The organism is Citrobacter sp. S39, from assembly GCF_009495675.1.
GTDB classification, from domain to species: Bacteria; Pseudomonadota; Gammaproteobacteria; order Enterobacterales; family Enterobacteriaceae; genus Citrobacter; species Citrobacter freundii.
In genome coordinates, this window is record NZ_CP045555.1 from 3,261,022 (window position 1) to 3,277,417 (window position 16,396).

A 16,396-nucleotide genomic window follows, 5' to 3' on the forward strand; every position below is an offset into this window, starting at 1 on the left:
TTTTAGATATTACGTCTCACAATGTTATTGATTGTCGGTGAGACAAGGGGGGTACAACTGGCTTTTGCTTGATGCTGTTTTCTTGTTGTATCAATTCATGAATCTTATGTGCTGGCAGCGGTTTTGCAAACAAGAAACCTTGCAGCATGCTACACCCCATCTGAGTAAGGAGTATTTCCTGTTCCTGGGTTTCTATTCCTTCTGCCACCACACGCATATTCATGGAGTGAGCTATGTCAATAATGGTAGACACAATTTTTGTGTTTTTGCTGTTCTCGCTGATATCTTTGACAAATATCCTGTCAATTTTTAATTCGCGCGCCGGAAGAGACTTCAGCATCAATATATTTGAATAACCTGTACCGAAATCATCAATAGATACGGTGATCCCCAAAGCAGAAAAAGCATTCAGGACTTCCACACTGCGTTTCAAATTTTTAAGGGCGGTGCTTTCAGTGAGTTCCAGCGTGAGGCAGGCAGGTGACAGTTGATACTGCGCCAGGGCATTACAAACAACATCAATAATATCATGCTGTTCAAACTGGGCGGGTGAGAGGTTAACGGCGAGCGTCCATTCTGTATTTCCCTGTAATTTCCATTGATGCAACTGCAGGCATGCCTGCTGGATAACCCATTTCCCAACGGGAATAATCAGGCCCGTATCTTCCAACGCAGAAAGAAATTCGGCTGGCAGCAGCATGCCGCGTTCCGGATGATGCCAGCGTAATAATGCTTCAAAACCGGTCAGGGAATGATCTCCAGCGGTATATTTAGGCTGATACCATAGCTCAAACTGGTTGCGTTCAAGCGCTTGCGACAATTCTTGTAAAAATGTCGGCGGTGTATCCGCGATAGCTTCCATTTCCGGATGATAAATAGCCCAGCCGTTTCTGCCCGCCTGTTTGACATGATACATCGCCATATCGGCCTTCACTTTTAGCTCATGCAGCGTTGAGCCATGCTCAGGGTAAATACTGCTCCCCGCACTTAACGAAACCCGAATGGTATGTTCGAACAAGGTAAAGGGTTCACCGATCACATCGGCAATCCGCGTCAGCAGGGCGGAGATATCCTGCTGGTTGCAGTCTGGAACCAGCAGGATAAATTCATCGCCCCCCAGTCTTGCCAGCGTCATTGAGTCATCAAGGCAAGTGAAGATTCGCTGTGTACTGGCTATCAGTAGCTGATCGCCAATGTGATGTCCCCAGGTATCGTTAACGACTTTAAAACGATCGAGGTCGATAAATACCAACGCGAAATGCTGCTGATGCAGTTTAGAATGCCGCAGGCAGGCCAGTAAGCAGGTGTCTATTTGTGTACGATTAGCGAGACCGGTCAGCGCGTCGAAGTGAACCTGATGCTCAAGCTGGCAGTTCAACTGATGCAGATTGTCAGCCAGTCGGGAGGTACGGAGTTGCGAATCCACCATCGAAACCACCAGCATGATCCCCAAAATAACAAGCGTGACGGCGCAGACCCAGATAGAAAGTTCCAGCGTGCTGAGACCATCGTGCGCAGTGTGTCCAAAATGGGTGAACGTAGCTGCTCCCATACCGGTGTAATGCATAGAGGCTATTGCCAGCGCCATAATAAAGGCAGCAATAAGCCGATTTATTAGCGCTCGACGGCTATTTTGGCGTAAGTGAAAGGCCAGCCACAAACCCACGCCAGACGCAGCGACGGCAATAATCACGGAGAGCAGGATCAGCGAGCGATCCCAGGTTATAGCCACATGTTCGATAACGGCATACATACCAACGTAGTGCATTGTAACAACACCGGCACTTAATATGCTGGTAGCAATGAGCAGGCGTTTTGTTGATAGCGTATTACCAGAAATGGCGATATTGATGGCGACTGTCGCAGAAATGAGCGCAATAAAGAACGAAAACGCGGTGAGGGATAAATGGTAATTTATTGGCATACTCATTTTCATGGCCAGCATACCGATAAAATGCATCGACCAGATCCCCATACCCAGCGTAGCGCCGCCAGAGAGTCGCCAGAAGGTAGATTCACGTCTGCTGGAAATTGCCACTTTGCCCGCGCTGTCGAGAGCAATAAAGGAGGCAATAAACGCGACAATAAAGGAAATCCCAATCAATACAGGGTCCCACGACACGTGCAACATCTTACTACCTATCAAAAAAAAGACGTGATGATAAATTTAGCAGGTTTTGTCCAGTTAACCTGATAAAACCTGGGATGTTCTTGTGTTTTTACAATGACTATTAGAGGGAAGGGACAAACATCGAAAATGATAGACCTTTACTTATACAAATATTCATCAGATTTATAATTCTGTGCATTTTATGTACACGACGTGCTTGCCATCACAATAATCTAACGACAAGCGCCAGCATCATCCTTTGCAGGATAAAGTACCCGGTTAATGTAAATTAATAGTGTGATTGCCTGTCTTAAGTGAAAGGATTGCAGACTCTCATTGAAAGTTCGTCTTTCGTCTCCGCGTTATGGAAATCTGCATTGCAGATGCTATAAAAAATAATATCCACGTTATTTCTTAGCGCACAGGACTAAAATGTTAAATAATATTAGCGTCAGAACCTTTATTATTTTATTTCTGCTCATTACGGCGGTCGCTCTGAATGTTTTTGAAATGATATTTTCTGCTCCCCCGGTAATTATCATTGGAACTAATTTGGTCAGTTTTACTTCTATATTATGTTTGTGGTGGTACATGACGAAATATTTGGTTGTGCCAATTAATACGGTTAAAAGAAGCATTGAGGAGGTAACCTCCGGGAAACTGGCGATTAGTATTCCAGAGTTTGGTAATAACTGTGCGGGGAGATTAATACCGGGCATTAATAGTTTATCAAGTAATATTTCAACACTCGTTAATGAGATCAGAACATCTTCGCAAACGGCGATGGCGCTCTCTGAGCAGCTCGCGGAACGCAGCGCTGAGTTATCAGTAAAAACAGAGCAGCAATCCGGAGCATTAATGCAAACGGCTGCCAACATGGATGAAATAGCGGTCAGCACGCGTAACAATGCAGAGAATACGCAAATGGCGAGTGCTAAGGCCAATATTGCAACACTATCTGCCCGGCAGGGCGGTGATTTAATGGTGCAGGTCGCAACCAATATGCAGTCGATCACCGAGTGCGCCCAGCAGATGACAGAAATTATTACCCTGATAGATGGTATAGCATTCCAGACAAATATTCTGGCATTGAATGCCGCCGTAGAAGCGGCGAGAGCGGGAGAACATGGCAAAGGTTTTTCCGTGGTGGCCGGAGAGGTACGAATGCTCGCGCACCGTAGCGCAGATGCCGCTAAGAATATTAAACATCTGATTGCCCAAACTCATGAAAACGTTCAGCAAGGCGCGGCTATTGTGCGTGAAGCTGAAAAAAATATGCAGGATATTGTTGGTGGCGCCGGGCAATTAAACCAACTGATGGGCGAGATATTAACCACTACGCAGGAGCAGGAGAAAGGGATCATCAGTATTACTCATGCGCTCGCGGAACTGGAAAACGTTACCCAGAGTAACGCCATTATGGTGGATGAACTGTCTGACTCTTCGGATATTCTGAAAAATCAAGTGACTGACCTCCAGTCGCGAACGCACAAGTTTCGTTTAAGTCACGCTTTTGAATCTGAGAGACGCCAGCGGGCTTAACAGGGGGCCTCGCAACAAGCGCCACATTTGTCGGCGCTTTTTTTGTTATCAGATACTTTTATGAGTCATTTCAGCACAATGGGACAATGAGATATTGCTTAACATATTCTGACGGCTAGACTAACGAAAAAAGCTGAATGTTTGTGGAGGCGCTGTGGAAGCCATTAAGGGAACGGATGTTAATGTGCCGGATGCCGTGTTTGCCTGGCTGTTGGATGGGCGTGGTGGGGTGAAACCACTGGAAGATAACGATGTTATCGACACTCAGCATCCCTGCTGGCTGCATCTTAATTATACTCATCCTGAAAGTGCGCAATGGCTGGCGACAACGCCCTTACTCCCCAATAACGTGCGTGATGCGCTGGCGGGTGAAAGCACGCGCCCGCGTGTCAGCAGGGTAGGAGAAGGTACGTTAATTACGCTGCGCTGTATCAACGGCAGCACCGACGAGCGGCCTGACCAACTGGTAGCGATGCGTTTATATATGGATGAGCGTCTGATTGTCTCAACGCGTCAGCGCAAAGTGCTGGCACTGGATGACGTGGTCAGCGACCTCCAGGAAGGTACAGGGCCAGCTGATTGTGGCGGTTGGCTGGTGGATGTTTGTGATGCGCTGACCGATCATGCCAGCGAATTTATCGAACAGTTGCACGACAAAATTATCGATCTGGAAGATAACCTGCTCGATCAGCAGATCCCGCCGCGTGGCTTCCTGGCATTACTGCGTAAGCAGTTAATTGTGATGCGCCGTTATATGGCGCCACAGCGTGATGTCTATGCCCGCCTGGCGAGCGAACGGTTGTCCTGGATGACTGACGACCATCGGCGACGGATGCAGGATATCGCTGACAGGTTGGGGAGAGGACTGGATGAAATCGATGCCTGTATTGCCAGGACCGGTATCATGGCGGATGAAATTGCGCAGGTGATGCAGGAGTCTCTGGCTCGCCGAACGTATACAATGTCATTGATGGCAATGGTTTTTCTTCCCAGCACATTCTTAACCGGGCTTTTCGGCGTTAACCTCGGCGGTATCCCTGGCGGTGGTTGGCAGTTCGGTTTCTCACTTTTTTGTATTCTGTTAGTGGTCCTGATTGGTGGTGTTACTTTATGGTTGCATCGTAGTAAATGGTTGTAACAACAACGTTTTTTAGTGACTTTTGCGCATGAAAACGTCCTGAATTTTGAGCGAGGTCAATAAACCATCTACCTATTCGGGGCAATATCTCTCTCGCAGGTGAATGCAACGTCAAGCGATGGGCGTTGCGCTCCATATTGTCTTACTTCCTTTTTTGAATTACTGCATAGCACAATTGATTCGTACGACGCCGACTTAGATTAGTCGGCTTTTTTTTGCCTGCAGGAAATCAGCGTCTACCCTAAAAGAGTCAACCTGAATGACTGGAGGAGTATATGACCTGTCTGATTGCAACTGCGCACACGGATTCGCTCCCGACTGACCCGGTTCCCATTCCCGATCCCATTCCTCGTCCGCAGCCAATGCCGGATCCGCCGCCGGATGAAGAACCTATTAAATTGTCGCATCGTAGGCGTAGATCTGCGAGGATACGCGCCTGCTGAATGTGAGTTTTTACCGCGAGATTAAATTGTGACCGCTTTTTCAACCCTGAATGTTTTACCTGCTGCTCAACTCGAGAACCTTAACGAGCTGGGTTATCTTGAAATGACGCCTGTTCAGGTTGCTGCATTACCGGCAATCCTGGCGGGGAAAGATGTTCGCGTGCAGGCTAAAACCGGCAGTGGCAAAACGGCTGCTTTTGGTCTTGGGCTATTACAGCATATTGATGCCGCGCTGTTTCAGACGCAGTCTCTGGTGCTGTGCCCAACCCGAGAGCTTGCCGACCAGGTGGCGGGTGAACTGCGTCGTTTAGCGCGCTTTCTGCCAAACACCAAGATCTTAACGCTGTGCGGTGGGCAGCCTTTTGGTGCACAGCGTGACTCTCTGCAGCATGCACCTCATATTATTGTCGCCACGCCGGGGCGTTTACTCGACCACCTGCAAAAAGGCACCGTTTCTCTGGAAGCCCTGAATACGCTGGTTATGGATGAAGCCGACCGCATGCTGGATATGGGCTTTAGCGATGCAATTGATGATGTCATTCGCTTTGCACCAGCTTCTCGCCAGACCTTGCTGTTTTCTGCGACCTGGCCGGAAGCCATTGCCGCCATCAGTTGCCGGGTGCAACAAAATCCATTAACCATTGAAATTGATACGGTCGATGCGTTACCGGCGATTGAACAGCAGTTTTTCGAAACCTCCAGCCACGGAAAAATTGCGCTGCTGCAAAAATTGCTCAGCCAGCATCAGCCTGCTTCATGCGTCGTTTTTTGCAACACCAAAAAAGACTGTCAGGCCGTGTGTGACGCATTGAATGCGGCGGGACAAAGCGCACTTTCACTGCATGGCGATCTTGAACAGCGCGATCGCGACCAGACGCTGGTGCGTTTTGCCAACGGCAGCGCACGCGTTCTGGTTGCCACCGATGTCGCTGCGCGTGGCCTGGATATTAAATCACTCGAATTGGTGGTTAACTTTGAACTGGCGTGGGATCCGGAGGTTCATGTCCATCGTATCGGACGTACCGCGCGAGCCGGTAACAGCGGTCTGGCGATTAGTTTCTGTGCGCCGGAAGAAGCACAGCGTGCCAATATTCTTTCTGAAATGCTGCAATTGAAGCTGAACTGGCTGCCAGCGCCAGCTAACGTGTCAATCCTGCCGCTGGAAGCAGAGATGGCGACGTTATGCATTGATGGTGGCAAAAAGGCTAAAATGCGTCCTGGTGATGTTCTGGGGGCTCTGACCGGTGATATTGGCCTGGATAGCGCCGATATCGGCAAAATTGCCGTTCATCCGGCACACGTCTATGTCGCCGTTCGCCAGAACATAGCGCACAAGGCGTGGAAACAATTGCAAAACGGTAAGATTAAAGGCAAGACTTGCCGAGTTCGTTTATTGAAATAAATACCCATTGGAGTGCCTGATGGCGCTCCGCTTATCAGGCCTACAACGGGTATATGCTCGTTGTAGGCCTGATAGGGCGTTTACATAATCGACTTACTTCACTTCCACCACGTTCAGGCGTAACTCCTCCAGTTGAGCATCATCTTCTTCTGGCTGCCAACCCGCAGGCTGCAGCGGGATCTCTTCACGATCGAACGCTAAATCACCGCCGTCCACAACCTCTGAACCGTGCTTAATGCCTTTAAAATCGAACAGATTGATATCGCTCAGATGTGAAGGCACAACGTTCTGCATCGCACTGAACATGGTTTCAATCCGACCTGGATAGCGTTTGTCCCAGTCACGCAGCATGTCAGCAATGACCTGACGCTGCAGGTTAGGCTGTGAGCCACACAGATTGCACGGAATAATCGGGAAACCTTTCGCTTCGGAGAAGCGCTCGATATCTTTCTCACGGCAGTAAGCCAGCGGGCGGATCACGATGTGCTTACCGTCATCACTCATCAGCTTCGGCGGCATACCTTTCATTTTTCCGCCGTAGAACATGTTTAAAAACAGCGTTTGCAGGATGTCGTCGCGATGGTGGCCGAGTGCAATCTTGGTGGCACCTAACTCGGTTGCCGTACGGTACAGAATGCCGCGACGCAGGCGAGAGCAGAGCGAGCAGGTCGTTTTGCCTTCAGGGATTTTGTCTTTGACGATCCCGTAAGTGTTTTCTTCGACAATCTTGTACTCAACGCCCAGCTGTTCCAGATACTCCGGCAGAATGTGTTCTGGGAAGCCGGGTTGTTTTTGATCGAGGTTAACCGCAACCAAGGAAAAACTGATCGGGGCGCTTTGCTGCAAATTACGCAGGATCTCCAGCATGGTATAGCTGTCTTTCCCGCCGGAAAGACACACCATAATGCGATCGCCGTCTTCGATCATATTGAAGTCGGCAATGGCTTCGCCCACGTTACGACGCAGACGTTTTTGCAATTTGTTCAGGTTGTATTGTTCTTTCTTGCTAATATCTTGATTTTGCGACATTTAATAGAGGCTCAATTCATAGTGTGGCATCAGAAGAGTATGCATCACGCCGGATAGTCCGGCAAAAGAAGTCTGATATAAAAACTGTGGCGTGTATGGTACGGATAAGCGGGAAAAATGTCAGCACATTTAGGACAGGAATCGTGGGGTATAAGTGGTAGAAACAAAAAGCCCGCAGCGATGTGCGGGCCTGAAAGCTTAGCGGACTACCAGTACCGAACACTCCGCATGACGCACTACTGCTGCGGCGTTAGAGCCCAGCAGGTAGGTGGTGATGTCAGGTCGGTGTGAGGCAATAATGACCATATCAGCCGGTAATTTTTTGGCGATCTCCAGAATCTTATCTTTCGGCGCACCTTCTGCGACATGAATGTGCACTCTGTCCGTTGGGATATTGAACTTCTTGATAATCTCTTCCAGTTGAGATTTTGCTTCGGCTTTCAGATCGTCCATGGCCGGTAACTCTGCCGAGTAGGCCAGTCCCAGAGAAGCGTAATAGGGCAGTGACGGAATTACGGTCAGAAAATGGACCTGCGCATCGTCAATTTTGGCCTCTGCTTCAACATGGGCAATAACGCGTTGAGTTAATTCTGAGTCTGAAATATCGATGGGTACAAGAATCGTTCTGTTCATAAAACCTCCTGTTTAAGTATCCACCTAAAGCTTACCGCGTAATGGCACTTTATGTACAATGACAAAGATCACATTTTGGCATCACTTTATTTTGATTTCAGGAAACTTGCCTTTTATTACGCCGTCGTAAAATCGACCTTTCGAGACCACGCTCAGGAAATCACGAAAAATACGGGCAGGGACAGGCTGATATTGCAGGGTAGCCAATTGGTGAAAGCGAATTTCCAGCGTGTGAGAGGATTCGTCATAGCCGACGGATGCAATACGGGATGATTTTACAGGATGATGATTCATTGCAGGTATCCTCTACTACAGGTCTTAATGCAAGATATCATCTATCAAAGGCGTGTTTTAATACAATAGATATAATATTTCGATCTGGATAAAACAGATTGGTTATCAAAGAAAGGATAGCCCGCTGTTGCCAGCGGGCTGACGGATTAGAACTGGTAAACCAGACCTAATGCAACTACGTCATCAGTAGAGATGTTGTTACGAGTGTAGAAGCTGTCGTCTTCGTCCAGCAGGTTGATTTTGTAATCAACATAGGTGGACATGTTTTTGTTGAAGTAGTAGGTAGCGCCGATATCAGCATATTTAACCAGGTCTTTGTCACCGTCGGTAGCGTTCAGGTCTTTACCTTTAGACATCAGGAAAGACACAGCCGGACGCAGACCGAAGTCGAACTGGTACTGTGCAGTGACTTCGAAGTTCTGAGTTTTGTTCGCCACGCCGCTGTCGCCGTACGGAGTCATGTTACGGGTTTCGGAGTACATGGTTGCCAGGTAGATGTTGTTGGCATCGTATTTCAGGCCGGTAGTCCATGCGTCAGCTGTATCACCGCCGGCAACGTTGCCGCCAGCTTTACCAGCGTTAACCTGATCGTTAGTACGGTCAGAAGTCGAGTAAGCCGCACCGAAGCTTACACCCATACCCAGATCGTAGGTAGAGGAGATACCGAAACCGTCGCCGTTAGAGTTCTGCACGTTACGATCGCTGCCGTTACCGGTACCTTCCTGCTCATCACCCGCTTGCTCGTTCGCGCCCTGATACTGCAGTGCAAAGTTCAGACCGTTCACCAGACCGAAGAAGTCAGTGTTACGGTAGGTCGCTACGCCGTTAGCACGGCCGGTCATAAAGTTATCAGCATAGGTGTAGGAGTCACCGCCGAACTCAGGCAGCATATCGGTCCAGCCTTCTACGTCGTACAGTACGCCGTAGTTACGGCCGTAGTCGAATGAGCCGTAGTCGCCGAATTTCAGACCGGCAAAGGCCAGACGAGTGAAATTATTGTTGCGGTTGCCTTCAGTGGTGTTGGCATTGACCTGATATTCCCACTGACCGTAACCGGTGAGCATATCGTTGATCTGAGTTTCGCCTTTGAAGCCGCCACGAACATAAGTCTGATCGCCATCTTTGTTGGCATCATCAGAGAAATAACGCAGGCCGTCTACTTTACCGTAGAGATCTAATTTGTTGCCGTCTTTATTATAAACTTCAGCAGCGTGAGCAGCGCCTGCAGCCAGCAGGGCAGGAATTACGAGAGCCAGTACTTTTCTGTTCATTGAAATAATCCTTTAGTTTTTTTATTAACCTGTGACTACCCATGTAGGGAGTAAAAGCATGCTAAAGGAGAAGTTCCGTAAAGAGATAAATATGAATTGTTACGCCTTAAGTAAAACCTTAAATAAATAATTCTACGGAAATGATGATAATTGCGATGAATGTGTTGCGTGAAAATATATAAAATAAAAATTATACAATTGAATTTTGTTGGGCTATTCTGCGCGTGTTATATGCCTTTATTGTCACGTTTTATTTTTCGTTGGTATATTGATGGTAATTATTAATTAGCCAGCGAATAAATTGACAAGCCCGAACAACTGTTCGGGCTTTTTTTTTGGTTCCAGGCAAATACTGAGATAAATGTATTACTCGGCACCGCTCTTTTCTGCTTTACCTGCCAGTTGGGCCAGGAAGTCGTAGCGTTTTTGCAGATCGGCGGCGGCGTCTTTCCACAGTTGCTCAGCAACTTCTGGCTGTTGGGCATTCAGGCGGCGGAAGCGCTGCTCGTTAAGCAATGTTTCAGCCAGCGCGTCTGACGGTGGGCGAGAGTCCAGCGCCAGCGGCAATTTACCTTCATCTGCACGACGCGGATCAAAGCGGTACAGCGGCCAGAATCCGGTCGCCGTCAGCTGGCGCATCTGATCGTGGCTTAGCGCGAGATCGTAACCGTGCTCCTCACATGGGCTATAGGCGATAATCAGCGACGGACCCGGATAGGCTTCTGCTTCCTGAATCGCTTTCACCGTCTGGTTCAACTGTGCGCCCAGAGAGATCTGCGCGACATAAACATGCCCGTACATCATCATACTGACGCCAAGATCTTTACGCGCCTTGCGCTTGCCGTGTTCGCCAAATTTGGTGACAGCCCCGAGAGGCGTGGCTTTCGACGCTTGTCCACCCGTGTTGGAGTAACATTGAGTATCCAGCACCAGAATATTGACGTTCTCGGTCAGGCTCAGGACGTGATCCAGACCGCCAAAACCAATATCGTAAGCCCAGCCGTCGCCGCCAATCAGCCAGATGGATTTCTCGACCAGCGCGTCGGCATCGGTTAACAGCTGCTGTGCGCCTTCGACATCTTTCAGGTGCTGGCGCAGCGCGGCAACTTGTTCACGGCGTACTTCTGGCGTCGCTTCAGCGTGCAGGGCGTCATGCAGTTCAGCCGGAATGTTATCGGCAAACTGTTCCAATAAACGCATAACGCGCACACGGTGCTGATCCACCGTCAGACGGAAGCCCAGCCCGAACTCGGCGTTATCCTCAAACAGTGAGTTTGCCCACGCAGGCCCACGACCGTTGGCGTCGGTGGTATACGGTGTTGAGGGCAGATTACCGCCATAAATCGATGAACAGCCGGTCGCATTGGCGATCAGCATGCGGTCGCCGTACAGCTGCGTAAGCAGTTTGATATACGGCGTTTCACCACAGCCCGAGCAGGCGCCGGAATATTCAAACAGCGGCGTTATCAACTGTGAAGTACGAATATCAATGCGTTCCAGTTTAGTGCGGTCTATTTCCGGCAGATTGAGGAAGAAGTCATAGTTAACTTTTTCTTCTTCAACATGCTCAAGGCGCGACATCATATTGATGGCCTTGATCTCCGGATTCTGCCTGTCTTTCGCCGGACACACTTCGACGCACAGATTACAACCGGTGCAATCCTCAGGCGCAACCTGCAGGACATATTTCTGACCGCGCATATCGCGTGATTTCACATCCAGAGAATGCAGGCTGGCAGGGGCGTTTTCCATCGCTTCTGGTGAAACCACTTTGGCGCGGATTGCCGAGTGCGGGCAAGCGGCAACGCAGTGGTTACACTGGGTACACAGCTCTTCCTTCCAGATGGGGATCTCTTCGGCGATATTGCGTTTTTCCCAACGCGTGGTGCCCATTGGCCAGGTGCCGTCTGGCGGCAGCGCGGATACGGGAAGAGCATCACCCAGACCGGCGAGCATTGCCGCGGTAACGGTTTTCACGAAATCCGGCGCGGCATCAGAAACCACCGGTGGGCGGTTAGCGCTGTGCGGGTCAACTGGCTGGAGTGCCACTTCGGCGACGGATTCACGCGCCAGAGCCAACGCCTGCCAGTTACGTTCAACCAGATCCTGACCTTTACTGCTATAGCTTTTCGCAATCGCACCCTGCAATTCAACCAACGCGCTGTCGCCGGGTAAGATTTGCGTCAAATGGAAGAATGCCATTTGCATAACGGTGTTAATACGCGCTGCCAGACCGCATTCGCGAGCGATTTTGGCCGCATTAATCACGTAGAAACGGGCCTTCTTCTGATTCAGTACTGCCTGAACTTCCTGCGGCAAACGCGCCCAGACTTCATCCACGTTGTAAGGCGTATTAAGCAGGAAGATCCCGCCTGGTTTCAGGCGCTCGGCCATCTGATACTTATCGATAAATTGCAGTTGGTGACAGCCAACAAAATCGGCTTGTGAAACCAGATACGCTGATCGAATAGGCTGCTCGCTGACGCGCAGATGAGAAACCGTCAGACCGCCTGCTTTTTTCGAGTCATACACGAAATAACCCTGCGCATACCACGGCGTCGAGTTACCGATAATCTTGATATTATTTTTGGTGGCCGACACGCTGCCGTCACTGCCCAGACCGTAGAACAGCGCTTCGAGCTTCGCGGTACCGGGCAGGGTGTTTTCCGGTAGCGGTAGTGACAGGTTGGTGACATCATCATAGATACCAACCGTAAAGCGAGGTTTCGGCTTCGCGCTACTCAGCTCAGTAAAGACCGCCATGACGCAGTCCGGGCCAAACTCTTTGGAAGAAAGGCCATAACGCCCGCCAATTACGCGCGGTAGGGTTTCCCGCTCGCCGCAGTTAAAGGCTTCCGCCAGCGCGGTCATTACATCCAGATATAGCGGTTCTGCCTGGGCACCCGGCTCTTTAGTGCGATCCAGAACGGCGATGCTGCGTACGGTTTCCGGCAGGGCGCGCAGTAAATGTTTGGCAGAGAATGGGCGGAACAGCCGAACTTTCAGGACGCCAACTTTCTCTCCACGAGCAAGCAACTCTTCGACGACTTCTTCGCAGGTACCAATTGCAGAACCCATCAAGATAACGACACGTTCCGCCTGTGGATGACCGTAATACTCAAAGGGTTGATACTGGCGGCCCGTCGCCGCGGCGAAGTCGTTCATCGCCTGTTCGACGTTTTCGTAAACCGCGTTGTACCAGGGGTTTGTCGCTTCACGCGACTGGAAGTAGGTATCCGGGTTCGCAGATGTCCCGCGAATAACGGGATGTTCAGGGTTCAGCGCGCGGGCACGATGCGCATCAATTTCAGCTTGCGGCATCAGGCTGAGGATCGTGTCATCGGCCAGCGGCACAATTTTATTGATTTCATGCGATGTGCGGAAACCATCAAAGAAATGAATAAACGGAACCCGACTTTTCAGAGTGGCCATTTGTGAAATGAGCGCAAAGTCCTGTGCTTCCTGCACGCTGCTGGCACACAGCATCGCGCACCCTGTCTGGCGCACTGCCATTACGTCGGAATGGTCACCGAAGATAGACAGCGCATGAGTAGCAATGGTACGCGCGGCAACGTGCAGCACAAATGGCGTCAACTGACCGGCCAGTTTGTACAGCGTTGGGATCATCAGCAACAGACCCTGCGATGAGGTAAACGACGTAGAGAGCGCACCGGTCTGCAATGCACCGTGAACGGTCGCGATTGCGCCGCCTTCTGACTGCATTTCTACGACGCGAGGGGTATCTCCCCAGACGTTTTTAAGCCCGTTTCCAGCCCAGGCATCTGCCTGTTCAGCCATCGTCGAACTGGGCGTAATCGGGTAGATGGCGATAACTTCGCTGGTACGAAATGCGACTGAAGCAACCGCACCATTACCGTCAATTGTGATCATACTGACACCCTTACATTGCGCAAAAAGAGGGACCCGCGTAACCGCGGCGGATCCTGTAGTTATCTTTCTATTTTAGCAAAAGCGCTAAAGACAGATTTTCGCTTTTGTGTCCTGGGAATAATCAGAATGAATGGTTTGATCAAAGGAGTAGCCAAAAAATTGCCAGAAAATGTAAACAGCACGCATAAATGCGCATTTTGCCTCTCGACGGCAATGTTTCCGCTGCCTATTATTTATGGCTGTGTCGTTTGGTTAATTTTCAGAGGGGAGTAAGATGCGCGCAGCGTTTTGGGTAGGGTGTGCCGCGTTATTATTATCGGCGTGCAGCAGTGAACCTGTTCAGCAGGCAACCGCCGCTCATGTCGCACCGGGGATGAAGGCCGCAATGTCCAGTTCTGGAGAGGCAAATTGCGCCATGATTGGAGGTTCGCTCTCCGTGGCACGCCAACTGGATGGTTCTGCCATCGGCATGTGTGCATTACCTAACGGCAAACGCTGTAGTGAGCAGTCGCTTGCCGCCGGAAGCTGTGGGAATTATTGAGCCACTGCTTTTACTACATTAAACCTGCCAGTTTAAACGTCAACGTTTGTTCTGCCGTAGCCAGTGTTAACTGGTCAGCAGTCAGATCAACCTGTGCGCCTTGCTTAAACATCTCGCTGACGATGCCGTCGAGCGCGTTAAGCTGTGGATCGGCGCACATCATGCGCGTCATTGCCATGTCTTTCACTTTTAATTCACCGTCGGACAGCTTGCCCTGACCATGGAACTGATTACACATTTTTCCCGACACTGTCATATTTTCACCGAAACTTAATTCAGGTGGGTTATTGGCGACGGTTATCGGCTTGCCATTGACGCTCTGCAAAACGAAGCGGTGATGCTGCAACTGTTCGCGATTGACGGACACTTTTCCATTGCTCACACAGCCAGCCATCAGCATGCTGAGCGCAATCAACGTGACAACTTTCTTCATTCTATTTCTCTGGGTTTGTGACGGGAATACATTCAATATAATAATGATACTGAGTGTTTTATCATCGGTGATTGTCTGAAAATGCTCCCCTGAATCCAGGGGAGCACGGAAATCAGAAGAGGGCGTTTGGACAGGTTTCGCCTTTGGAGATTTGTGCCAGATTCTGTAGCGTAGTCTCAGAAATGCTGGTTAACGCTTCGGCGGTCAGGAACGCCTGATGCCCGGTAAACAGCACGTTATGACAGGCCGACAGGCGACGGAACACATCATCCTGAATCACGTCATTGGATTTATCTTCAAAGAACAGATCGCGTTCGTTTTCATACACGTCCATACCCAGAGAACCAATTTTCTGGTTTTTCAGCGCATCGATAGCGGCTTGTGAATCGATCAACGCCCCGCGGCTGGTGTTAATCACCATCACGCCGTTTTTCATTTGCTCAAAGGCTTCGTGATTGAGCAGATGATAATTCTCCGGTGTTAACGGGCAGTGCAGAGAGATGACATCGGACTCGGCAAATAGCGTTTTAAGATCGACATATTCAACACCTAACTCCAGCGCAGCAGCGCTTGGGTAGGGATCAAACGCCAGCAGGCGCATACCAAAACCTTTCAGGATCCGCAGGGCCGCAATACCGATTTTACCGGTACCGATCACCCCAGCCGTTTTGCCATACATGGTAAAGCCGGTCAGCCCTTCAAGAGAGAAGTTGGCATCACGGGTACGCTGATAAGCGCGGTGAATGCGGCGATTCAGCGTCATCATCATGCCAATCGCATGCTCAGCGACGGCTTCCGGTGAATAGGCTGGCACACGTACGACCTGCATACCCAGCTCTTTTGCAGCGTCGAGATCGACGTTGTTGAACCCGGCACAACGTAGCGCGATATATTTCACGCCATGCTTTTTCAGCTCTTCCAGAACAGGGCGGCTACCATCGTCGTTGACGAAAATGCACACGGCTTCGCAGCCATGGGCGGTTTTGGCTGTTTTTTCCGTCAACAGAAAGTCAAAGAATTCAAGTTCAAAACCAAAAGCCTCGTTAACCTGCTGCAGATACTTCTTGTCGTACTGTTTTGTACTATAGATGGCGAGTTTCATAAGACTTTCTCCAGTGATTTTGACGTCACATTAATCTAATTCAAATTATTTTACAAAATATAAAAAGTTATTGATAGTCATGGACGTAATGAATAATTCCAACGTATATCTGGTTAGTGTGGGCAGATTACGCGTTTTCAACAACTGGATAATTTTCATTCAGCTCATGCCGGTAAAGACAACGTGGTGAAAAAGCCAGCCGAATCACATCCTGACAGCTACGCTTATACAGGTAGCAAATATCGGGAGGAGTCATGTTAACTCACTCTGAAGCAAAACGATGGGCCACCTTAATGCTGAAGGCGGCATTATGCGATGGTATGAAACCTGATGAGATTTCCCGGCAGGTACATCTGGTCTGCGATCATCATGGTAGGGAGTGCCTCGAAGAACTCATTGAAGAAATTCTGATAGAAGCAGGTCGTATAGGACCTAAACATAGCGATGGACAACTGAGGCCCCATTGAGTCTGAATCTTAATATCCCCGACGGCACGTGTAACAGCGTGCCTATAAAACGGTTATCTATCCTTAATGTGGGCATATCCAGTTAAACATGCCACAATAC

The 16,396-nt window shown here is 49.6% G+C and carries 13 protein-coding genes; 5 read left to right on the plus strand and 8 right to left on the minus strand.

The features are described 5' to 3' along the window. Positions 1–16: 16 nt before the first annotated feature. Complete coding sequence (locus GFB57_RS15575) at positions 17–2,131, minus strand: bifunctional diguanylate cyclase/phosphodiesterase (protein WP_003840816.1); 2,115 nt, start codon at positions 2,129–2,131, stop codon at positions 17–19. A 411-nt stretch (positions 2,132–2,542) separates the two neighbouring features. Here GFB57_RS15575 and GFB57_RS15580 point away from each other — a divergent pair, with 411 nt between their 5' ends. The 4 genes from GFB57_RS15580 to dbpA all read left to right on the plus strand — a co-directional run bounded on the left by GFB57_RS15580 (position 2,543) and on the right by dbpA (position 6,635). Then, complete coding sequence (locus GFB57_RS15580) at positions 2,543–3,652, plus strand: methyl-accepting chemotaxis protein (RefSeq protein WP_003020382.1); 1,110 nt, start codon at positions 2,543–2,545, stop codon at positions 3,650–3,652. Between the two features lie 154 nt (positions 3,653–3,806). Continuing rightward, complete coding sequence (zntB, locus tag GFB57_RS15585; RefSeq protein WP_003020379.1) at positions 3,807–4,790, plus strand: zinc transporter ZntB; 984 nt, start codon at positions 3,807–3,809, stop codon at positions 4,788–4,790. A gap of 275 nt (positions 4,791–5,065) precedes the next feature. Further along, positions 5,066–5,233: a hypothetical protein gene (locus GFB57_RS15590; protein ID WP_008322343.1), complete on the plus strand. Its 168-nt coding sequence runs from the start codon at positions 5,066–5,068 to the stop codon at positions 5,231–5,233. Between the two features lie 28 nt (positions 5,234–5,261). Then, positions 5,262–6,635, plus strand: a complete 1,374-nt coding sequence (dbpA, locus tag GFB57_RS15595) for an ATP-dependent RNA helicase DbpA (protein ID WP_003020376.1) — start codon at positions 5,262–5,264, stop codon at positions 6,633–6,635. Positions 6,636–6,728: 93 nt separating this feature from the next. Here the strand turns inward: dbpA and ttcA are convergent, their stop codons facing one another. The 5 genes from ttcA to nifJ form a co-directional block, all read right to left on the minus strand. After that, complete coding sequence (ttcA, locus tag GFB57_RS15600) at positions 6,729–7,664, minus strand: tRNA 2-thiocytidine(32) synthetase TtcA (protein WP_003020372.1); 936 nt, start codon at positions 7,662–7,664, stop codon at positions 6,729–6,731. Positions 7,665–7,862: 198 nt separating this feature from the next. Next, positions 7,863–8,297, minus strand: a complete 435-nt coding sequence (gene uspF / locus GFB57_RS15605) for a universal stress protein UspF (RefSeq protein WP_003020369.1) — start codon at positions 8,295–8,297, stop codon at positions 7,863–7,865. Between the two features lie 81 nt (positions 8,298–8,378). Further along, positions 8,379–8,591, minus strand: a complete 213-nt coding sequence (locus tag GFB57_RS15610; RefSeq protein ID WP_003020366.1) for a KTSC domain-containing protein — start codon at positions 8,589–8,591, stop codon at positions 8,379–8,381. Positions 8,592–8,737: 146 nt separating this feature from the next. Next, complete coding sequence (gene ompC, locus GFB57_RS15615; RefSeq protein WP_003020364.1) at positions 8,738–9,862, minus strand: porin OmpC; 1,125 nt, start codon at positions 9,860–9,862, stop codon at positions 8,738–8,740. A 366-nt stretch (positions 9,863–10,228) separates the two neighbouring features. Beyond that, positions 10,229–13,753, minus strand: a complete 3,525-nt coding sequence (gene nifJ / locus GFB57_RS15620) for a pyruvate:ferredoxin (flavodoxin) oxidoreductase (RefSeq protein WP_003020362.1) — start codon at positions 13,751–13,753, stop codon at positions 10,229–10,231. A gap of 274 nt (positions 13,754–14,027) precedes the next feature. On the opposite strand from nifJ, the gene GFB57_RS15625 reads away from it, so the two are divergent. Further along, positions 14,028–14,294 (plus strand): DUF333 domain-containing protein, encoded by a 267-nt coding sequence (locus GFB57_RS15625; RefSeq protein WP_003020360.1) that lies wholly within the window; start codon positions 14,028–14,030, stop codon positions 14,292–14,294. A gap of 13 nt (positions 14,295–14,307) precedes the next feature. Here the strand turns inward: GFB57_RS15625 and hslJ are convergent, their stop codons facing one another. Together hslJ and GFB57_RS15635 are read right to left on the minus strand one after the other, a co-directional pair. Next, complete coding sequence (gene hslJ, locus GFB57_RS15630) at positions 14,308–14,727, minus strand: heat shock protein HslJ (protein ID WP_003020356.1); 420 nt, start codon at positions 14,725–14,727, stop codon at positions 14,308–14,310. Between the two features lie 112 nt (positions 14,728–14,839). Beyond that, the gene (locus GFB57_RS15635) at positions 14,840–15,829 is read right to left on the minus strand and encodes a 2-hydroxyacid dehydrogenase (RefSeq protein ID WP_003020354.1); all 990 of its coding nucleotides are present in this window, start codon (positions 15,827–15,829) and stop codon (positions 14,840–14,842) included. Positions 15,830–16,396: the final 567 nt, after the last annotated feature.